This is a genomic window from Haladaptatus rarus, from assembly GCF_054177585.1.
Window position 1 is genome coordinate 62,528 of record NZ_JBPEHG010000010.1, and the last position, 20,186, is coordinate 82,713.

Annotated in this window: 22 protein-coding genes and 2 tRNA genes; 13 read left to right on the forward strand and 11 right to left on the reverse strand. The window is 61.1% G+C overall.

All coding sequences use genetic code 11. The features are described 5' to 3' along the window. The first annotated feature begins 28 nt into the window (after positions 1-28). Positions 29-673, forward strand: a complete 645-nt coding sequence (gene tpiA / locus ACR3FE_RS19035) for a triose-phosphate isomerase (RefSeq protein WP_458209054.1) — start codon at positions 29-31, stop codon at positions 671-673. On the opposite strand, the gene ACR3FE_RS19040 is transcribed toward tpiA, so the two are convergent. Both ACR3FE_RS19040 and ACR3FE_RS19045 read right to left on the reverse strand, forming a co-directional pair. Beyond that, positions 670-945 (reverse strand): hypothetical protein, encoded by a 276-nt coding sequence (locus ACR3FE_RS19040; protein WP_458209056.1) that lies wholly within the window; start codon positions 943-945, stop codon positions 670-672. The two genes, tpiA and ACR3FE_RS19040, sit on opposite strands and share 4 nt — an antisense overlap. Before the next feature lie 48 nt (positions 946-993). Further along, a complete protein-coding gene (locus ACR3FE_RS19045) occupies positions 994-2,364 on the reverse strand; it encodes a DNA polymerase Y family protein (protein WP_458209058.1) in 1,371 nt (456 codons plus the stop codon). A gap of 180 nt (positions 2,365-2,544) precedes the next feature. Here ACR3FE_RS19045 and ACR3FE_RS19050 point away from each other — a divergent pair, with 180 nt between their 5' ends. From ACR3FE_RS19050 to ACR3FE_RS19060, 3 genes are all read left to right on the forward strand, one after another. Continuing rightward, positions 2,545-2,859, forward strand: a complete 315-nt coding sequence (locus ACR3FE_RS19050) for a HalOD1 output domain-containing protein (protein ID WP_458209060.1) — start codon at positions 2,545-2,547, stop codon at positions 2,857-2,859. A gap of 177 nt (positions 2,860-3,036) precedes the next feature. Next, complete coding sequence (locus tag ACR3FE_RS19055; protein WP_458209062.1) at positions 3,037-3,348, forward strand: HalOD1 output domain-containing protein; 312 nt, start codon at positions 3,037-3,039, stop codon at positions 3,346-3,348. A 194-nt stretch (positions 3,349-3,542) separates the two neighbouring features. Next, positions 3,543-4,100, forward strand: a complete 558-nt coding sequence (locus ACR3FE_RS19060) for a cupredoxin domain-containing protein (RefSeq protein WP_458209063.1) — start codon at positions 3,543-3,545, stop codon at positions 4,098-4,100. Positions 4,101-4,302: 202 nt separating this feature from the next. Here ACR3FE_RS19060 and ACR3FE_RS19065 read toward each other — a convergent pair. The 4 genes from ACR3FE_RS19065 to ACR3FE_RS27800 all read right to left on the reverse strand — a co-directional run bounded on the left by ACR3FE_RS19065 (position 4,303) and on the right by ACR3FE_RS27800 (position 5,951). Continuing rightward, a tRNA-Trp gene (locus ACR3FE_RS19065) sits at positions 4,303-4,478 on the reverse strand. Positions 4,479-4,521: 43 nt separating this feature from the next. Further along, on the reverse strand, positions 4,522-4,746 hold the full coding sequence (locus ACR3FE_RS19070; protein WP_458209065.1) for a DUF5795 family protein: 225 nt from the start codon (positions 4,744-4,746) through the stop codon (positions 4,522-4,524). An 83-nt stretch (positions 4,747-4,829) separates the two neighbouring features. Continuing rightward, positions 4,830-5,741 carry a DUF5794 domain-containing protein gene (locus ACR3FE_RS19075; protein WP_458209066.1) on the reverse strand — a complete coding sequence of 304 codons (912 nt, stop codon included), beginning with the start codon at positions 5,739-5,741 and terminating at the stop codon, positions 4,830-4,832. A gap of 3 nt (positions 5,742-5,744) precedes the next feature. Then, positions 5,745-5,951: a DUF8099 family protein gene (locus tag ACR3FE_RS27800; protein ID WP_472850189.1), complete on the reverse strand. Its 207-nt coding sequence runs from the start codon at positions 5,949-5,951 to the stop codon at positions 5,745-5,747. Between the two features lie 257 nt (positions 5,952-6,208). On the opposite strand from ACR3FE_RS27800, the gene guaB reads away from it, so the two are divergent. Together guaB and ACR3FE_RS19085 are read left to right on the forward strand one after the other, a co-directional pair. Further along, complete coding sequence (gene guaB / locus ACR3FE_RS19080) at positions 6,209-7,699, forward strand: IMP dehydrogenase (protein ID WP_458209067.1); 1,491 nt, start codon at positions 6,209-6,211, stop codon at positions 7,697-7,699. 64 nt (positions 7,700-7,763) lie between these two features. Then, complete coding sequence (locus ACR3FE_RS19085; RefSeq protein WP_458209068.1) at positions 7,764-8,432, forward strand: DNA methyltransferase; 669 nt, start codon at positions 7,764-7,766, stop codon at positions 8,430-8,432. Between the two features lie 9 nt (positions 8,433-8,441). On the opposite strand, the gene ACR3FE_RS19090 is transcribed toward ACR3FE_RS19085, so the two are convergent. Further along, entirely contained in the window at positions 8,442-9,086 is a 645-nt protein-coding gene (locus ACR3FE_RS19090) for a LysE family translocator (RefSeq protein ID WP_458209069.1), read from the reverse strand. A 315-nt stretch (positions 9,087-9,401) separates the two neighbouring features. Between ACR3FE_RS19090 and ACR3FE_RS19095 the strand changes: the two genes are divergently transcribed. Together ACR3FE_RS19095 and ACR3FE_RS19100 are read left to right on the forward strand one after the other, a co-directional pair. Next, a complete protein-coding gene (locus ACR3FE_RS19095) occupies positions 9,402-11,057 on the forward strand; it encodes a succinylglutamate desuccinylase/aspartoacylase family protein (protein ID WP_458209070.1) in 1,656 nt (551 codons plus the stop codon). Between the two features lie 83 nt (positions 11,058-11,140). Continuing rightward, on the forward strand, positions 11,141-11,584 hold the full coding sequence (locus ACR3FE_RS19100; RefSeq protein WP_458209072.1) for an NUDIX hydrolase: 444 nt from the start codon (positions 11,141-11,143) through the stop codon (positions 11,582-11,584). Positions 11,585-11,632: 48 nt separating this feature from the next. On the opposite strand, the gene ACR3FE_RS19105 is transcribed toward ACR3FE_RS19100, so the two are convergent. Continuing rightward, a tRNA-Lys gene (locus tag ACR3FE_RS19105) sits at positions 11,633-11,706 on the reverse strand. A 378-nt stretch (positions 11,707-12,084) separates the two neighbouring features. Between ACR3FE_RS19105 and ACR3FE_RS19110 the strand changes: the two genes are divergently transcribed. Beyond that, positions 12,085-13,530 carry a DHH family phosphoesterase gene (locus ACR3FE_RS19110; RefSeq protein WP_458209073.1) on the forward strand — a complete coding sequence of 482 codons (1,446 nt, stop codon included), beginning with the start codon at positions 12,085-12,087 and terminating at the stop codon, positions 13,528-13,530. On the opposite strand, the gene ACR3FE_RS19115 is transcribed toward ACR3FE_RS19110, so the two are convergent. Both ACR3FE_RS19115 and ACR3FE_RS19120 read right to left on the reverse strand, forming a co-directional pair. Then, positions 13,527-13,817, reverse strand: a complete 291-nt coding sequence (locus tag ACR3FE_RS19115; protein ID WP_458209074.1) for a PRC-barrel domain-containing protein — start codon at positions 13,815-13,817, stop codon at positions 13,527-13,529. The two genes, ACR3FE_RS19110 and ACR3FE_RS19115, sit on opposite strands and share 4 nt — an antisense overlap. Positions 13,818-13,863: 46 nt before the next feature. Further along, entirely contained in the window at positions 13,864-15,036 is a 1,173-nt protein-coding gene (locus tag ACR3FE_RS19120) for a pyridoxal phosphate-dependent aminotransferase (protein ID WP_458209076.1), read from the reverse strand. Positions 15,037-15,456: 420 nt separating this feature from the next. Between ACR3FE_RS19120 and ACR3FE_RS19125 the strand changes: the two genes are divergently transcribed. Together ACR3FE_RS19125 and ACR3FE_RS19130 are read left to right on the forward strand one after the other, a co-directional pair. Next, the gene (locus ACR3FE_RS19125; protein WP_458209077.1) at positions 15,457-15,741 is read left to right on the forward strand and encodes a hypothetical protein; all 285 of its coding nucleotides are present in this window, start codon (positions 15,457-15,459) and stop codon (positions 15,739-15,741) included. Next, entirely contained in the window at positions 15,738-15,884 is a 147-nt protein-coding gene (locus ACR3FE_RS19130; RefSeq protein ID WP_458209078.1) for a DUF7550 family protein, read from the forward strand. The genes ACR3FE_RS19125 and ACR3FE_RS19130 overlap by 4 nt, the downstream gene beginning before the upstream one ends. An 87-nt stretch (positions 15,885-15,971) precedes the next feature. Here ACR3FE_RS19130 and purL read toward each other — a convergent pair whose 3' ends face one another. Further along, positions 15,972-18,134, reverse strand: coding sequence for a phosphoribosylformylglycinamidine synthase subunit PurL (gene purL, locus ACR3FE_RS19135; RefSeq protein ID WP_458209079.1), 2,163 nt, complete (start codon positions 18,132-18,134; stop codon positions 15,972-15,974). A 135-nt stretch (positions 18,135-18,269) separates the two neighbouring features. On the opposite strand from purL, the gene ACR3FE_RS19140 reads away from it, so the two are divergent. After that, a complete protein-coding gene (locus ACR3FE_RS19140) occupies positions 18,270-18,953 on the forward strand; it encodes a PHP domain-containing protein (protein ID WP_458209081.1) in 684 nt (227 codons plus the stop codon). Then, the gene (locus ACR3FE_RS19145) at positions 18,953-20,023 is read left to right on the forward strand and encodes an asparagine synthase C-terminal domain-containing protein (protein WP_458209082.1); all 1,071 of its coding nucleotides are present in this window, start codon (positions 18,953-18,955) and stop codon (positions 20,021-20,023) included. The genes ACR3FE_RS19140 and ACR3FE_RS19145 overlap by 1 nt, the downstream gene beginning before the upstream one ends. The last annotated feature ends 163 nt before the right edge of the window (positions 20,024-20,186 follow it).

Sequence of the window (20,186 nt, forward strand, 5' to 3'; positions counted from 1 at the left end):
TTTGGGCGCGCCGCCAGTCGCTCCGGGTATGTTCGTACTGGTGAATCTGAAAGCCTACCCATGCGACCCGATCGAGATCGCAGTGGCGGCACGCGACGTGAGCCAAGACTACGGCGTCGATATCGCAGTCGCACCACAGGCCGCCGATCTTATGCGCGTCGCCGAGACCGGCGTCGAAACGTGGGGCCAGCACGTCAGCCCCGTCGAATACGGGAGCCACACCGGCAGCACCCTCGCGGAGTCGGTCGTGGACGCGGGTGCGACCGGAACGATGCTCAACCACTCCGAGCGCAGGCTCAAACTCGCCGACATCGACGCCGGATTGGAAGCCGCGGAGCGCGTCGGACTCACGACGACCGTCTGTGCGAACAATCCCGAACAGATCCGCGCGGTCGCCGCACTCGGGCCGGACGCAGTGGCGGTCGAACCGCCGGAACTCATCGGCTCGGGCATCCCCGTCAGCAAGGCCGACCCGGACATCGTTACCGACGCAGTCGAGGCGGCAGAAGCGGTCGATGACGACGTGAGCGTCTTCTGCGGTGCAGGCATCAGCACCGGTGAAGACCTCGTAGCTGCACAGGAACTCGGCGCGGAAGGCGTCCTGCTGGCGAGCGGTGTGGCGAAAGCTGACGACCCGAAAGCTGCGCTAGAGAATCTCGTCGAACCCCTCTAAGGTCGCACGATGACGAAGTGGTCGGCATCCTGTTCTTCGAGCACCGACCGCTCACGCATCCGAACGATGTAGCCCGTGACGGTGTGGTCGAGTTCGTGTTCTGCCCGAACGCGAACGAGGTTGCCGATGACCTGCGCAGACGGCGGTTTCTGTGCGGCCCCGCAGTCGTAGATGGTGAGCAGTTCGTCACCCTGCTCCGACTCGTAGACGATGATGTGCGCGTGCAGTGGGAGGTGCCACCGACCGTCACCTGCGCGCGCCAGCTTGTTCATATCGTGGTGGAGGGAGGCAACTGTCTTCAGCGATACGACTTCGACAGCTCAGAAGTCGGAAAGCGACACCTGTCCAGAGCGACGACGGTTCCGTCGATTCTCCCCTCGCGTGTCGTCTCGGTCATCCCGGTCGTCCATCTCTTCATCTGTCTGGTCGCTCTTTCTCTCTGCTTGGCCGCCTCCGGTACCGTTTCCGCCTCCTTCACCCGACCCTTCGAAACCATCGAGGCTGGTCTGGTCGTCCTCGGTGAACTGGAGGTTCGAGACGCGCACACCGACCTTCCGTACCTTCTCGTCGTCGAACTCGGAGAGGAGATCGAGTGCCACCTCCTCGACCAACTCGGGATCGTCCACCGGCCCAGGAAGGGATCGTTCGCGGGTGTGAACGTCGAATGGGGGCGTCACGACCTTCACGCCGATGGTTCGATACATGGCGTCTCGTTCTCTGGCGCGCTCTGCGACTGCGGTCGCCAGCGTGGAGACGCGGGTGGATTTTTCCCCCGAATCGCTCGTCGCGGCCGTGAACGCTGACTCGCGCGAGAGACTCTTCGGACGACCGGTCGGCGTCACCTTTCGGTCGTCGTCGCCGCGTGCTCGCTGGTGGAGTTCGCGTCCGCGCTCGCCGAATCGGTCGCCGAGAACGTGGGGGTCAGCGTCCGCGAGGTCGCCCGCCGTCTCGATATCCATCTCGCGGAGTTCGCGGGCGGTGACTGGCCCGACGCCGTGGATCTCTCCCACGTCGAGTGGGGACAGGAACTCTCTGACGGTTCCGGGTTCAACGACGACCAGCCCGTCGGGTTTGTCGTGGTCGCTGGCGATCTTCGCTGCGCTCATGTTCGGGGCGACCCCGACGCTTGCGGTGACGCCGACCTCGCGGTCGATCCGGTTCTTGATGTGCCGGGCGAATCCCTCGGCGACCTCCCACGCGGTGCGGTCGGTCACATCGAGATACGCCTCGTCGATGCTCACTTCACGTACCGTGTCCGCGCAGTCGTGGAGGATAGCCCGAACGTCGTCGCTGACGGATTTGTAGAACGTCATATCCACGGGACGGTAGTAGCCCCTCTCGTCGGAATCACTATCGCGGTCTTCATCCGGGTTGTCCTCGGATTCGTCGTCCGGATCTTCGTCCAGGCCGGGCTCGGCAGCGTCGGCTTTTCTCGGAAGTCGTTCGAGTGCTTTACTGATGGCCTGTGCGCTCTCGACGCCGTATTCACGGGCTTCGTAGCTCGCCGTGGCGACGGCACCGTGGGATTCGTCTTCTTCGTATCCCATCCCGATGACGACCGGTTCCCCCTCGAGGGCGGGTTCGCGGAGACGTTCGCAGGCCGCGTAGAAGCAGTCCATATCGACGTGGAGGACGATACGCTCCTCGTGCTCGTCTTCGACGCCGGGCAACCGTCCGCCGCGGTTCGACATCGGCGAACGATTGGAACGCCAGTGGGATTAACCTGTGCAAAGCGGGATGAAAGTGAACAATTGTGGGGTAAGATACCCGATGCAGGTTGCCGGAGCCAAAATTAGTATATAGGGCGTACAGACCTTTCTGGGCGATGATTCGCTATATTTATTGATGGATGAGTGGTAGCGCTGAGCAAGATGGACGCTCCTGACGAACACGACGGTAGCGATAACGCTCGACTTAGCCTTCGGGTCGTCAACGCTATCGCCGAGCACGAGCAGACGAACCCAACCGAGGTCAGGCCAATCCTTTACGACATCATCGACCCGGACGCACTCGACACCTTGTTCGAAGACACGAATACTGGGCACCCCCGCGCACAAGGGCACGTCTCGTTCGAATACGGCCCTCACGAGGTCGTCGTCTACAGCAACGGGGAGGTCGAAGTCGTCGACGCTGGCGCTTCTGAATCGAGTTCTACGGCGACCGAATCCGCGTCGAACGACAACTGAGCGTCGAAATCTACTGTTGAGTGACTACACTGTCTCTCCGGCTACCACTGCCTAATATCTTGCTATGGTGGGATTCTTCGGTGGTATTCCGGAATCGCCGATAGTTATATAGTCGTCACGCTCTGAGAACGCAGTAGCACGACTGTGGGCGATTCATACAATTCCAGTGATTTCCAGATGGGCATCGAGATAGAGAACACCAGTGACGACGAATCGACCGAACCGACTTCAACGTACGTCTTCGACATCGAACGCGAGATGGCGAGTGGACACACTTGCGCGGGCATCGTCCGCGCGCTCGCGAAGGTTATGGACAAGTCCCCATACGATATGCAGCCACTCCACGCAGTGGTCAACTGCGACGCCATCACTGAACTCTTCCGCACCCGTAGGTATGGCGATTCACGGGACAACGTTTCGGTCACGTTTCACTACGACGTCTACGAGGTTACGGTGGACGCGAGCGGGAAAGTCGTCGTGAAAGAGTAAGGGCGACCGACGCAGAGGGACCTATCCTCGAGTCGCCCGTCTTTGCACGTCCGACTGTGCCGACCCATCAGTCCATGTCTCCCATCTGGAACTCTGTCTCGAAAGTGATCTTACCTGATATCGTTCCCTTCCTCCCTGTCGGACCAGCGGCCACCACTTTTCTAAAAATCGCCGGGAAAACGACCGACTGAGAGATGAACGACGACAATCGCTCGACCCGCCGGTCGGTCCTCCGCCTCTCCGGAAGTGCCCTCGCAACGACGATGCTTGCGGGGTGTATGGGCGGCGACAACGGGGAATCGGGAACGACGAGTACGGAGACCACGAGTGGAGAAACCACGAGCGAAGAGACGACCGGCGAAGGGACGACCAGCGATGAATCGACGGCGGAGGGCGGCACCACGACCACCACGTCCGGTGGTTCGAGTGGCGCGAGCCAGACCATCCGCCTCGGTGCGAAAGAGAGCGGCTGGATCGGCAAGCAACCGCAGTCCATCGCGGACGAGAAGAACCCGACGCTCTCGCTGAAAGCGGGCCAGAAGTACGAACTCACGTGGGAGAACATCGATGGAAAGGAACACGAACTCATCATCGTCGATGCGAACGAGAACGAACTCGCCAAGAGCGAGGAATCCGAGGAAAAAGGCAAGACGGTGACGATGACGTTCACTGCCACGAAGAAGATGACCCGGTATTTCTGCGAGTACCATCCGTTCCCGATGAAGGGGCAGGTGACGGTCGGCGGGGAGTAGATAGTCGGTGATTGATAGAGGGAATTTGAGCAAACTTAATGAATTCGTCGGGGTCGGAGGGATTGTGAACCACGGCAGGACGCTTCCTCGCCTTCGGCGAGACTGCCTCCTGCCTACTTCAAATCCCTCTCCGTGTCGTTTTCCTGCTCACTGATGGCCGAGCACACGCTACGCGGTGCTCGCCATGTTGTTCGTAGTAAAATGGGGTCGGAGGGATTTGAACCCCCGATCGACTGATATCTCCGGTGCGCCTCGGAACTCCAGAGGGTCGTCAACGCGAGCGATGATCAGTCACTCGCTCGGTATATCAGTCTGGAGTTTCGTCCCGGGCGCGTAGCCTCTGGAGTCAGTCGCCATCCCTGGCTTGGCCACGACCCCGCAAACTTTCGTAGGTGGAAACTACCTAAAGGGATTTCGGTTTCTACTCCTCGCGTTCCTGCCAATCACAATCCTGACATTTGTAGCCAGTGACGAATGCCGTCACGCTCGGCATGTAGCCGACCGTCAGTACGTCACCGCCGCAGTCCGGACACTTGCGGTCTGCGTCCTCGATTTGGTCAGTCTCCATGACCGACTCGCCTTCGATCATCTCCGCCAACTTCTTCGGCGTGACCATCCGCCCCTGAACCACGCGATTTGCGACCATGGGCGAACCACGAACGCGAGAAGGGAAAAACGTTACAGCTACGAACCTGTTACAGCTCCGACTGCGTTACTGCTACGAGCTCGTTACAGCCACGGACGGCGTTCGTCGCTGTCCTCCTCTCCGGGGTAGCCGTACGCCGGTTCGGAGTTCTCGCCGCCGTCGGTGACTGCCGTGGAGGCAGTCAACTGCTCTGCGGCAGTTCGCTCGGACGACTCCGTCGAACCAGACGAACTCGATGGTTCCTCGGACTCGTTCGCACTGGCGTCCGCCTGTTCACCGGGGTCGAGCGCCAGCAGGCTGGTGACCGCGAGGACTGCCAGCGGGGCGCGACCCGGTGCCAATCCGAGGATGGAGAGGGGCAAGACGCCCAGCGCGACGGCACTCCCGAACCGGAAGCGGTCGATGTCCACGACCTGGCGGAGCCACGGCGCGAACAGGGCGACGCCGAGGGCGAACGTGACGCCGCTCCCTGCGGCGGCGGCCGCGTGGAGGAGGCGGGTCGAGTCGAGCGTCGTCACCAGTTCGAAGCCACCGGGCTGGAGACTGGCGAGCATCCCGAGACCGATGATGACGCCGGGACTGGGGAGATACTCGCCGACGCGCGCACTCGCCGTCTTGGCAGCGATGGCGGCCATGACCAGTGCGGCGAAGCGTTCGAAGACGTGCAAGTTCAACGCACTCGCGATGGTCGGGGCGAACGCGGCTTCGAGTACCGCGAGCGCTATCAACCCGACACCGACTGCGAGGACGGTCGTCGCCTGTTCGCGAGGCGACCCGTCCATCTCCGCGAGGATGACGGCGACGGTCGCGCTCCCGCCGAAGACGAGCAGGCCGACCTGCACGATGCCGACCCAGGAGTCGAGCGCCCCGGCGAGCACCATCGCCGGGAAGATACCATCGATGAGGGGTAGCCCCATGACGGTCGCCAGCAGTTTCGTCGCGCCACCTACTCGCCGCTCTAAGCGATAGGCGATCGGGTGCTGTGAGCTACTCATGGACTAGTAACGATACCCCTGACCCGTGGGTGAAGGGTGATGGTATCTGCGGGACGACCGGGATGATACAGTCGGTCGAAGATTCGCCGCAAACCGTTTCTCTACCAGTGTAAGGGTTGCACAGATTTTCATAAAGATCGCAATCGGACTGTAAGAGTCGTCGCTCGTCCGACCAGCAATGCGCTCTGCGATGGAACTGGTAGAGTCCATACATGCAAATATCTCCGTTTGTTGCTTAAGTGTTGCGTGACAGATGCCCCCATGGGCGCAAAATAGACGACGAAACGCCCCCCACACTTGCTCATTTTTGCCAAATATTGTCGTTCGCCGATTGTTCTTCAGTCACAAATGCACTAGCCACCGACAGGAGAGGGAATACACACGAGTATGCACAACAATACGGCTGTTTTCACACTAGAGTAGCACAATCTCGCAACGTTTTTCAGGGGGCGCCTCGTTCGCATTACATGGCGAACGATTCTCACAACGACGGGCCGTTTTCCGAGAAACTCCACGTACCGGAGGCACTCACGTTCGACGACGTGTTATTGCGTCCGAAAGAGAGTCGCGTCGAACCCGACTCCGCCGAGGTACGCTCGCGCGTCTCGAAGAACGTCGAGATCAACGTTCCTGTGCTCTCTGCAGCGATGGATACCGTCACCGAGAGCGAGATGGCCATCGAGATGGCTCGACAGGGAGGACTCGGCGTCCTGCACCGAAACATGGACATCGACCAGATGGTCGATGAGATCGAGCAGGTCAAGCGCGCAGACGAACTCATCATTCGCGATGTCGTGACCGCGAATCCCGAGCAGACGGTTCACGAAGTGGACGCGATGATGGAGCGAAAAGGCGTCAGTGGCGCACCCGTCGTCGCCGAGGACAACGAAGTGCTCGGTATCATCTCGGGCACCGACATCCGCCCCTACCTCGAAGTCGGTGATCGTGACGAAGTTCGTGAAGCGATGACCGACGAAGTCATCACCACCAGTGAGGACGTGACCGTACGCGAGGCGCTCGAACTCATGTACGAACACAAGATCGAGCGTGTTCCCATCGTCGACGAGAACAACCACCTCGCGGGACTCGTCACGATGCAGGGAGTTCTCCAGCGCAGAGAGTACAGCGAGGCAGTCCGCGACGCCGACGACCACCTCCGCGTCGGCGTCGCTGTCGGCCCGTTCGAAACCGACCGTGCAGTTGCCGCGGACGAAGCCGGTGCCGACGTTCTGTTCATCGACTGCGCCCACGCGCACAACATGAACGTCATCGACGGTGCACGAGAAATCAAGGGGTCGGTCGAGGCAGACGTGGTCGTCGGAAACATCGGCACGCGCGAAGCCGCAGAAGACATCGTCGATTTCGCCGACGGTCTCAAAGTCGGTATCGGTCCGGGAAGCATCTGTACGACTCGCGTCGTCAGCGGGTCGGGGATGCCCCAGATCACCGCCATCTCGCAGGTGGCCGACGTTGCAGTCCAGTACGACGTGCCCGTCATCGCAGACGGTGGGATTCGCTACTCCGGCGACGCCATCAAGGCGATCGCGGCAGGTGCGGACGCCGTGATGCTTGGCTCGTACTTCGCTGGCACCGACGAAGCTCCGGGGCGCGTCATCACCATCGAGGGCAAGAAATACAAGCAGTATCGCGGCATGGGGAGCGTCGGCGCGATGAAAAGCGGGGACGGCGACCGCTATCTCAAAGAAGACCCGGAGGACGACGAGTACGTTCCCGAGGGTGTCGAAGCTGCCAAGCCGTACAAAGGTAGCCTCGAAAGCGAACTCCACCAGCTCGTCGGTGGCATGCAGTCCGGGATGGGGTACGTCGGCGCGGAGACGATCCCATCGTTCAAAGAGCGTTCCGAGTTCGTCCGCGTCTCATCGGCTGGACAGACCGAAGGCCACGCCCACGACGTGATGATCACCGACGAAGCGCCGAACTACAGCCCACACGAGTAGTGCGCTCGTCACCGTCGGCGGGAGGAGGACAACCTTTTAGTTCATGACAGAAAACCGACCAGCCATGCAGACGTTTCGTCGGTTTCGCTACGAGAAGTCGGACGAGCTGCCAGACCGATTCGGTGGCGACGTTCGAACTCCAGAGTCGTTCGTCAGAGAGTTAATGACGGAGTTCTCGGAGGGGGGCGACAGGGTGATCGACCCCTTCGCCGGATTCGGGACGACCCTGAAAGTCGCAGAGGAGACGGGACGGACGCCCTACGGAATCGAGTACGAAGCCGACCGTGTCGAGTACATCCAAGACCGGATCGACCACGACGAGAATCTCATCCACGGGAGCGCACTCGAACTGGCATCGTACGACCTGCCGACGTTCGATCTCTGTCTCACCTCGCCGCCCTTCATGGCAGCAGAGGATCATAGAAATCCATTCCAGAACTACGACGGGGAGAGTCAGTGCGACGAATATCTCGAAAATATCGGTGACACGTTCGGACAGCTCGAATCGTTCATGACGACTGATTCGCACGTGCTCGTCGACGTTTCGAACATGAAAAACGAGGGCAACGTGACGACGCTGGCGTGGGACGTGGCGGACGTTCTCTCGTCCGTTTTCCACTTCGAAGGCGAGATCGTCGTCACGTGGGAAGAAGCGAAACCGACGGAGAGAACGGGCAAGTACGGGTACGGTTACGACCACAACTACTGTCTGGTCTTCCGGAACGCGGACTGAGAACTCGAATCAGCCCGATCGCTCAGGGAGCGCGAGTCTGAGACCGAGGCCGACGAAGACGCTCCCGGCGAGCCACTGTAATAGATCGTTCACGCGCGCGTTCTCGCGGACGTGCGCTCGGACGCGGGTAGCCGCGAGCGCGACCGTGGAGAGGTAGACGAGCGTTAGCACTGCGTAGGTCAGACCGAGGGCTACCATCTCCGTGTCTGTACTCGAACCGATTCCAGCGAACTGTGGGAGAAAGGCGAGGAAGAACAGTGCGACTTTCGGATTGAGTACGTTCACGGCAACGCCCTGTCGGAAGCTATCGCTCGTTTCATTCCCGCCAGTCTCGTCCAGGTTAACGTCGTTCTCTTCGAGTTCGAGCGCGCCGTCCTTCCGAAGCGTCTGCACGCCAAGATAGACGAGATATACTGCACCGACGTACTTCATCGCAGAGTACGCCACGGCGGACGTTCGGAGGAGTACCGACAGGCCCAGCACCGCAGCCAACGTATGCACCAAAATTCCCGTGCTGACGCCGGACGCTGCCCTGATTCCGGCACATTGGCCGCGCTCGACGCCTCGCGTGAGGACGTACATCGTGTCCGGGCCGGGCGTCACGATGAGTGCGATGGAGGCACCGAGGAAGAACACGAGCGTGGAACCGTTCATCGATGTGGTGTAGTGTGATGTCGGGGAGATCCATATTCCTTTTTGAAACTAGATAGGGGTTCTATAATTTATTAAATTTTAATATTTGAATAAATTACTGCAGTAGAATGTAATGAAAGTGTTCTGGCTTATAATGAGTTCGTATGTTAATCCTAGGGTGTAACTCAGTCACGTGTACATGTAATTTCGGAGTACAAGCTCCACTGAGAAAAAACCATGACACGAAACGACGATACCGCTGATTCGGCGGATATAAACATAACTAGACAAACATATATTAAAACTGGTATTTGTTCCCTCCTGTCGGCTGGCGGATTGCTTTCAGCAGGACAGCGAGCGTCCGCACAGGTGTCCCGGTCGAGCTACACGATTCGAACTGGAACGAGTGAGGAGACGACGGTGTACGTCACCGAGGGGGAGGCGTCCGGGCCGACGGTGATGGTCGTCGGTGGGATGCACGGCGACGAACCGAACGGCTACACGGCGGCGAACAAGATCAAAGAGTGGACCGTCGATGCCGGAAAACTCGTCGTCCTTCCGGAAGCGAACGTGGAGGCGATACAGGCCGGAGACCGATGCTACAACGGTGACACCGACCTCAATCGTCAGTTCCCGTCCGGCGAGGAACCGACGACCGCACTCGCGCGAGAGATCTGGGACGTGGTCGTCACCGAGGATATCGACTTCCTCTGGGATCTCCACAGCTCCTACGGCATCTACAACTCCGGCGATGGCGGGGTCGGACAGGGGATCTTCTCGACCCAGGCCGGGAACGCGACGTCCTACCGGCGAGACCTCGTGTCGTATCTGAACGCGAACTACATCTCGGATTCGACCTACGACTACGACGGCGCGACCAGTAGCGACGGCTCGAGTCCGATGTTGAAACACAAGGTCGGTGCTGACCTGAACACCGGAGCGATCATCTTCGAGACGACGCGCAAGAACGACCGACCGCTCGACCAGCAGGTCAGAGAGACGACCGCCGCAGTACAGGAGTTTTACCAGCGATTCGGCCTCATCACGGACACCGTCCCCTACAACGGCGACGTGACAGCGGTCAACACGGTCGAAGACGACAACAGCAAGCAGTCCGGTCTCCGGTTCAGCGTCACGAACACCTTTGGACAGGATGCTCGCGTCACTGACCTCGAAATCGCTCCGGCGAACGCGGCCATCGACGAACTGCGCGACCACTCCTACGACGAGGACAAGTGGGTCAGTGAACTCTCCATCGACGCCGACGTTCAGAACGGCGTCACGGACATCAACGGCGGAACTGCGCTTCCCTGCACCATCGACCTCGACACAGCCGGGCACAGCGATAGTGCGTCGAACGAGGCCGTCCTCTCCGCAGGCTCCTCGGCTGAAGTGTATCTCTACCAGTTCAAGTCGGGTGGCTCGCCAGTCGATATGGCCGGCGAACCGGTCACGTTCACCCTGCATTACGAACTCACGGACGGAACGCCGGGCTTCGACTCCTTCACCGCAGGTGGCGACCCCCTCGTCTACGATGGCGACGTGACGGCGGTCGATACGCCCGAGGACAGCAACGGCAAGCACTCCGGACTGGAGTTCACCGTCACGAACGACGCTGGCTCGAACATGACCATCACCGATTTGGAGATCACCCCGGCGAACGCGGCCATCGACGAACTGCGCGACCACTCTTACGACGAGGGTAAGTGGGTCAGCGAACTGTTCATCGACGCCGACGTCCAGGACGGTATCTGTGACATCAGCGGCGGAACCGAACTCCCGCGCGCCATCGATCTCGATTGGGACGGTCTCAGCGACAGCGCGTCCAACGACGCCATCCTCTCTGCTGGTTCCTCGGCGGAGGTGTCGCTCTACCAGTTCAAGTCAGGCGGTTCGCCCGTCGATATGGTCGGCGAAGAAGTCGAGATCGGCATCACGTACACCCTCGATAACGGCGACAGTGGGACCCGGACGTTCACGCTCTCGCCCTGACAGAAATCGAACTACTGACAGCAACCGAACCACTGACAGCAATCGAACAGCTTTTCACTGCCGCCTTCGCAGTCACCGAACCCATGCGACGAGACTCCATCAGGCCGAAGGCGTTCTGCGTGGTCGAACAGGACGGCGAGATCCTGATCCAGGCCTACGACGATCCGAAGACTGGGGAGCGATTCTATCGTCCACTCGGCGGCAGTATCGAGTTCGGTGAGCACAGCAGGGCCGCCGTCGCCCGCGAGTTTCGGGAGGAAGTCGGAGCCGAATTGATCGAACTCGAAAAACTCGGCGTCATCGAGAATCTGTTCACATACGCCGGAGAGCTGGGACACGAGTTCGTGGTCGTCTACGATGGCGTTTTCGAGGACGATTCGCTTTTCGAGCGGGACGTTCTGGAGGGCTACGAGGAATCTGCCGGTGAGCATTTCGAGGCGTTCTGGAAACCGATCTCCGATTTTCAGGGTGGGGACGGGCCACTGTATCCGGAAGGACTGCTGGAGTTGCTGGTCGAAGAACTCTGATATTCGTTCGAATGGTCTCACCACTCTCGGGGTGGTTCGTCGTAAAAACGGGCCGGGCGCGATTTGAACACGCGACCGTCTGATTAAGAGTCAGACGCTCTGCCTAACTGAGCTACCGGCCCAACGCACTCGGAGAAAGTGGGGTGTGACGTAAATACGTTTCCTTTCAGATTGCAGTACCCCGATTTGACGACAAAAGAAAGGCGAGAAATCGCTTCGAAGATCACCACGGAAAACGCCGAAATGACCGTCCCGTGTCGAGTGCGTTATTCGTGTTTCGATGCATGACCCTGCCCCCTCTATCTGATCGTCAGACGGAGAGAGGTGAAATATTCCCTCTGTCTGATAGTTTGCTCGCCTACTTTTTGTGTGCACTACACATCTTCATCTGACCGTATATAAATACAATATTCTCCGATATGAGTAAAAACCAAACAGGGACTGCTTTCGTGGGCGCTCCGGGAGGATTAAGTACCGGCCCGAGCAACGGGCCAGTAGTAATGAGCGCCGGGATTACTATCTCCTCGATGTCTACGTACGCCATTCTCGGCTGTGGGAGCGTTGGGTACGCTGTAGCCGAGGAACTCATCGAACAGGGCAAGGAAGTTCTCATCGTCGACCGGGACAGCGACCGCGTCGAGGCGCTCCGTGACCAGGATCTGAACGCACAGACGGGAGACATCCGTGACGAAGCAGTGGCTGAAGACGTCAGTGACCGCGACGTCGTGCTCATCCTCTCTTCGGACGTCGATGCGAACAAGGAAGCCGTCACGAACCTCCGTGCTCGTGGCGGCAAACGATTCATCGTCGTGCGCGCGAGCGACCCGGTCTCCGCAGACGAACTCACCGAGATGGGCGCGGACGTGGTCATCAACCCCTCGACAGTCATCGCGAACTCCGCGCTTCGGTCGCTCGAAGCGGGCGAGTTGGAATACAAGGCGAGACAGCTATCCGCGGTCATCGAAGATACGTCGAAACGACTCGCCATCCTCACACACGACAATCCAGACCCGGATTCCATCGCCAGTGCTGCGGCGTTACAGGCACTCGCCGAGAGCCTCGATGTCGAGGCGGACATCCTCTATCTCGGTGAGATCGGCCATCAGGAGAACCGGGCATTCGTCAACCTCCTCGGCATCGAACTGCTCCAGCGCGACGATATGAATATCGACGAGTACGACACGTTCGCGCTCGTCGATCACATGCGCGCGACCGAACCGGAACTCGACCACCCGGTCGATATCCTCATCGACCACTACGAGCCCGAAACGGAGTACGAAGCGGAGTTCGCCGACGTGCGCCCGAACGTCAGTTCGACGTCGACCATCATGACGAAGTACGTCCAGGAGTTCGACATCAGCCTCAGCGAGGAGGTTGCGACGGCGCTCCTGTACGGTATCCGTGCCGAGACGCTGGATTTCAAACGCGACACGACGCCAGCCGACCTCACTGCGGCGGCCTATCTCTACCCCTTCTCCAATCACGACACGCTCGAACAGGTCGAGTCACCATCGATGTCACCCGAGACGCTGGACGTGCTCGCGGAAGCCATCACCAGCCGCGAAGTCCAGGGGAGCCATCTCGTCACCAACGCAGGGTTCATCCGCGACCGAGATGCACTGACGCAGGCTGCACAACATCTGTTGAATCTGGAAGGGATCACGACGACGGCGGTCTTCGGTATCGCAAACGACACGATCTTCCTCGCCGCACGATCCAAGGATATCCGGATGAACATCGGCAACGTCCTGCAGGACGCGTTCGACGATATCGGCGAAGCGGCGGGCCACTCCACACAGGCGAGCGCCGAGATTCCGCTCGGAATCTTCACCGGCATCGAGTCGAACGAGAACAACCGCGACACCCTGCTGTCGCTCACCGAAGAAGCCGTCAAGAAGAAACTGTTCGACGCGATGGGCGTCGATGGAGAGACGAACGGAAACTAGACTGCTGCTTCCTCTTCTTCCTCCGGATCTTTCAGTCGCTCGATGACGTCGTTGACGAGGATGACGTCGCCGACCGCGCGTACCCAGCGATACGGAACGATGACGCCACGACCCGGTTCGATCTGGCTCCGGAACAGTTCGTCGTTGAGACCGCCGAGCGCGAGCCCGGTTACTGCAGTCGTATCCAAATCGAGGCGGACGTCGTCTACTTCACCGACGTACACGCCGTTGTTGGAGTACACCTCCCGACCGACAAGCGTCGTAATTTCCTCTGGCGTATTATCCATATGCACGAGTGATTGTGTGCGCGGGTCTTAACTCTTGGCAGACGCCTCACAACGTGTCGAGGACAGAACCGAAGACGGAGAGACTTTCACTGACCGTTTCTGTGTCGAGTCCGAGACTCAGTCGGAAGCGGTCGCTGTCGTCGAAAAAGCGCCCCGGAACCACGAGTACGTCTTCCTCCCACGCGGCCTGAGACACCTCGTCGCCGGTCGCCGACTCGTGGGCGAAGAAGCCGTAAGTGCAACCGGTCGGGATGGTGCCGGAGAGGTCGTCTCGCTCCGCGACGAATTCGGTGAGCAGTTCGCGGTTCGCGGCGATTCGGGCGCGTGACTCCTCGGCCAGTTCTGACTCGTTGGCGAGCGCCCGGCGAGCGAGTGCCAGACTCGGTGCCGAGATGGCCGGAACGTGGTGCATGACCGACCGAGCGCGGGAGATGAACTCGCTGTCTGCGACGAGCCAGCCCACTCGAACGCCGCCGAAACCGAGGAACTTCGTCAGCGAGTTCGTGACGACGGTGTTCGAGAGACCTGCACCGGTCGGGCCGTCGAAGACGCTCGCGCCATTCGCGTTACTCGCACCACTCGCGCCACCTGCCTCGCGCTCGCCGCCTTCCTCGCAGAAGGGGCCGTACACTTCGTCGACGAGGAGCGTCACATCGTTCTCTGCGGCGATACGACTCGCGGCGGCGATGGTCTCCCTGTCGGTTCGGTTACCACTCGGGTTGTGCCGATTCGTGACGACGATACACCGCGTGTCATCGGTAACGGCACCCTCGATCCGGCCTGGGTCGAGTTCGTAGTCGTCTTCCACGGGCCGTCGGAATCGATCGACCGTGGCACCGAGCCCTTCGGGTGTCGCAACGAGTGGTTCGTAGCCCGGTTTCTCGACGAGGACGCGGGGGTCGCGCTCCTCATCGTCGTCACCGTCAGCTCTGGTCTCTGTATCGGACTCGTCGCCGTCGAGCCCGGCGGCAAGCGCGAGGAAATTCGCGTGCGTCGCCCCTGCCGTGACGAGGACGTTCTCGGTTCCCACGTCGTAGGCGTCGGCGACGATCTGCTCGATGCTCGTGTCTGTCGGTGGCTTCGGAAGGTCGGCAAGTCGAGGGGGGACGACGTCGTTCGATTCGGGAACCGTCCGCCGGAGGTCACTCGATCCCAGGTCGTACGTCGCCTCCTCGGGTCGGCCAGAAATCCAGTCGAGATATGCGATGTCGGGGAACACGCCGAGTGGTACGGATAGCGCGCTATTAACCTTCGGGAACCGCACGGTGCAGGGCCGTGTGTCGGTTGGGTTGATGATCGTCGGTCAGTCGGCCACAACCAGTCGGTCGGTGATCAATGGCATCGATCCTGCGCTGGCCGCCAGTGAATCGAACGTCGCCTGTGCATCGTCTACCATCGGGTAGACGCGGTGGTAGGGCAGGGTTCGGGAACCTGACGTACTGGTTTGTACTGAAACCTACTGAAATGTACTGGTTCAGACTGGCCATAAAGTACGCACTCGCTCGCTGCCGCACGGGCTGACGAGCAGATCGAGGGATGGAACAAACAGCCCCGGCGCGCGCTGGCACAGGCCCGAGGACACGCCTATCCGAGGAGCTGTGCTGATAGCGTGCGAGTGGCATGTGAGCGACGCGATCGAATGGTCCGTCGAAGCGTGCCTCCGACGGTGGACGAGTATCGCAGCGAAGCGAGAAACGAAGTCGGTTGGGGAGGCATGTGGGTGTCGCGGTGCATTGGCGGTGCGATGGCGGTCTTGTGCCCGAGCACGTCTGCGGTCTCGGTGGTGACTGTGTGGGTAGCGGCGGTCGAATCAGTGGCGGTTATGGTGACGGAGGGGGTTGCGGAGAAGGAAAGCGGCCCCATCCTGAACGTGACACGAACACCGATACATCGAAGTACCGGGCAGACAGATGTCGGCGTATGAGTGGTCACGAATACGAACCCGAAGAGATAGAGCGAGTGACGGCCCCGCAGCAGGAATTCACGATGAGCCAGGTGACGACCGGTCTCGTCGTCTTCGTCGTCGGACTGGCCGTCACGTTCGGCATTCCGCTGGTGCTGTTCTAACGTCGCGAATCCACCTTTCTGTTCATCGAACCCGCCCAGTAAGTGTCCACTGAATCTGTCCAGTCAACCGTCACCGAATCCGTCTCGTCAGTCCAGTTCTCGTGCGAGCACGTCCCGAAGTCCGGCGATCTCGGTGGCCGAACAGCGAATCCCCTCGTCATCGACTTCGAGCTGGAGCGTTCCCGAATCGTTGGCGGTGCCGATCACCGTGACCGGTGCAACGTCGTCGAATGCGCGGACCACGTCCTCTGGGGCGGTCGTCTCGACCACTGCTCGACCGGGGAGTTCGCTGAACAGCAGTTCTGCGGCGGTTGCGTCGCCGTCGAGCGAGACGGTAGCACCCGCATCTTCGGTGACCATCTCGGCCAGCGTCACCGCGAGACCGCCGTCGCTCACGTCGTGAACCGCGAGCGTGCCCTCCTGTGTGGCGACTTCACGCAGTCGAGCGACGATCTCGCTGGGGTTCGCGGGGAGTTCGGGGAATCGGTCGCTGCCGCCGAACTGTGCGAGGTACTCCGAGCCGCCGACTGCGCCGGATGGCTCACCGACGAGGAGCAGGGTACCCTCGCCTGAGAGTTCTGCGGGCGGGGCGTCGTAGTCCGCGGTCGTACCCGTCATCGCCAGCGTGGGCGTCGGCGGAATCGGGCCGCTCGGGGAGTCGTTGTACAGCGAGACGTTTCCACCGACGACGGGAACTGCGAGTTCGCTGCACATGTCCGCGAGGCCGTCCACGATAGCCTTGAAACCGCCATACACGTCCGGATTCTCGGGGTTGCCGCCGTTCAGGCAGTCCACTGCGGCGAGCGGGGTCGCACCCTTCGCCGCGAGGTTCGTCGCGTTCTCCAGCGCGACTGCACGGGCACCGTCGTAGGGCGCGGCGGTCGTCCAGTGGGGGTTCGCACCCGCCGAGAAGGCGAGGCCGAGTTCTGCGCGACGGATCGCCATGACCGCCGAATCGTCACCCGGCGGCGTCGCGGTTCGCGTCTGCACCTCGTGGTCGTACTGTCGGTACACCCAGCGTTTACTCGCGCAGTTGGGCGAGCCGACGACCGCCTCGAACGCCTCGTGTACGTTCGTCTCGGGCAGGTCGCGCTCGGGTTGCGTGGGTTCCGTCGCGGGCAGGTCGTTCATCGGCGCGCCGTCACCGATGAACTCGGCGGGAACGTCGACGACCATCTCGCCTTCGAAGGTACAGACGTAGTTTCCATCGGTCACGTCGCCGATGACCGAACAGCCGAGGTCGTACTTCGCAGCGATTTCGTCGACTGCTTCGACGTTCTCCGGGCGCACCTCGTAGCACATACGCTCTTGGGATTCCGCGAGCAGAATCTCCATTGCGTTCATGTTCGGTTCGCGCTGATGAACGCGATCGAGTTCGATGTCGGCTCCGAGACCGCCCTTCGCAACCAGTTCGCTGGACGCGCCGCCCAGTCCTGCCGCGCCGAGGTCGCGGGCCGATTCCACGAGACTACCATCGACCAGTTCCTCGTTTGCCTCGATGAGGAGTTTCTCGGTGTACGGGTCACCGACCTGCACTGCGGGGCGGTCTTCCGTTTCGGCGTCCTCCGAGAGGTCTTCACTGGCGAAGCTCGCGCCGCCGAGACCGTCCCGACCGGTCGCGTTGCCGACGAGCACGAGTTTGTTGCCCGGCTCCTGTGCGTTCGCCGTGACGAGACGATCGGCCGAAAGCAGGCCGACGCAGGCCACGTTGACGAGGGGGTTACCTTCGTAATCGGGGTGGAACTGCGTGCTCCCCGTCACCGTCGGGACGCCGATGGAGTTGCCGTAGTCGGCGATCCCTTCGACCACGCCCTCCAACAGGTAGCGTGAGTGTTCACGGTCGAACCCGCCGAAGTAGAGGCTGTCGGCGAGTGCGATGGGGTAGGCCCCCATCGAGAGCGTGTCGCGGACGATACCGCCGACACCCGTCGCAGCCCCGTCGTACGGATCGACGTAGGAAGGGTGGTTGTGGCTCTCGATACCCATCGTGATGTAGATATCGTCGTCTGCGCGGCCATCGCCGCGAGTGGAGTCGGTGCCAGCCGACGAAAGCGCGACGACTGCGGCGTCGTCACCGGGGCCGACGATCACGTCCTCGCTTTCGGACTCGAACGCCGACAGCAATGGACGCGACGAACGATACGCACAGTGTTCGCTCCAGAGGTTCTCGAACAGCGCTTCCTCGGCCGAAGTCGGGTCGCGATCGAGTTCGGCGACGACCAACTCGCGGTCGGACTCGGAGAGACTCATTCACTGTTCTGTACAGACAGGGCGGATTAATGCCTTTCCATATGCAGGTGTGTGCATACCCGGGACGTCTCCTATTTCGACCGCTTACCGCCGTAGACCGAGTCGTTTTTCCCCCCACCCTCCCAACCCCCACCTGTGCTTTCGGTCGAGTTGCATTGTCATTCGGCACTCTCTCACGATGGCCGTGACCCGGTAGACCTGATCTTGGAACAGGCGAAGGCAGTCGGACTCGACGCCATCGCCATCACCGACCACGACAAGATAGAGGCGAGTCTCGAAGCTGCAGAACTCGCCCCCGAATATGGGCTGGTCGGCATCCCCGGCATGGAGGTAACCACGCGCGATGGGCACGTTCTGGGTCTCGGTGTCCAGGAGCGCGTCCCACCGGGCCTGTCGTTCGGAGAAACACTCGACCGAATCCGCGAACAGGGCGGCGTCGCCGTCGTTCCCCACCCCTTCCAGAAATCCCGAAGTGGCGTTGCCGCGAACATCGACCGAGGAGAACTCACCAAAGCGGATGCCATCGAGGTGTACAACTCTCGCCTGCTGACCGGTCGAGGCAACCGTCGGGCGAAGTCGTTCGCGCGGCGACACCAGATACCGATGACTGCAGGAAGCGACGCCCACATCAGCGAGATGGTCGGTCAGGCCGTGACGAGGATCGATGCCGCCCGTAACACCCAGTCGATCCTCGACGCCATCGCCGATGGACGAACCGATATCCAGGGGAAACGAACCCCGTGGCGCATCAGCTTCCGGCAGGCCGCGGGGGGCGCGAAACGACGAGTGATCAACCGCGTTGCGCAGTTCCTCGGCTGATGGAAGGCGCGTCATCGGATCTCGTTCGCCGGGCTATCGACATGGGTGAGCCACTGCCGGGAACGCGGGGATTCGCTGGCGAACTCGATGGCCGACTCGTCCGGGACGTTCTCGGACGGTATCCACTGTTTTCCGAATCCGACGACGCGACGACGTGGAGTTTCGACCCGACCGACCTGGGCGACCCCGACCCGGTTCCGGCAGGTCACGCCCGCACGCAGGACGGCGACGAACGACTCTGGGAACTCCCCGACCCGGCAGTTTTCGAGGATGAATCAGATGCCGTCACGACCGTCAGAGACGCCATCGAAACGAGTCTCGCCGGTGTCGCAACCGACGACCTCGCTGTGGCGTTCTCCGGGGGCGTCGATTCGGCAGTCGTCGCCAGCGCACTCGACAGTCCGCTGTACGTGGCGGGGTTCCCCGACAGTCACGACGTGGAAGCCGCTCGAACCGCGGCAGAACGGATGAATCGTGCGGTTCGAGTGGTCGAGATCACACACGATGACATCGAACGCGCCGTCCCCGAGGTGGCCCGAGCCATCGGGCGAACGAACGCGATGGACGTCCAGATCGCGCTGCCGCTGTATCTGACCGCCGAACGAGCACGGGAAGACGGCTCCCACCGACTCGCGGTCGGGCAGGGCGCGGACGAACTGTTCGGCGGCTACGAGAAAGTTGCCCGCGCAGACCACCGCGTCGAGGCTGAGACGGTGCGGGATGCGGCCCGCGAGACGATTCGAACCCTCCCCGAGCAGTTGACGCGCGACGTGCTCGCGCTTCGGGCCGCAGGTGTCGAACCGGTCGCACCGTTGCTGGACGACCGGGTGGTTCGGGTGGCGCTCCGGCTTCCCGGCCACATGCTCGTCTCGGACGAGGGCGTCAGAAAATGGGCGTTCAGGGAGGCCGCTCGGTCGTTCGTCCCCGACGGGGTGGCGACTCGGGACAAGAAAGCGGTGCAGTACGGAAGTCTCGTCGCGCGAGAACTCGACCGACTCGCACGGCAGGCAGGATACAAACGGCGGATGGACGACCACGTGACGAAGTACGTTCGCTCGCGCTTGGAGTAGCTCGCTCGACGTATCCGTCTCGGGTTTCAGTACCGAGTGAATTCAGTACGTCCGATTCTGGAGCGACTGTACTTCGAGTTCCTGTTCGAGCCACGAGTCACAGTACTCGATGCAGTAGCCACCACACTCGGAACACTCCTGTCGGTCGAGTTCGTAGCCCGTC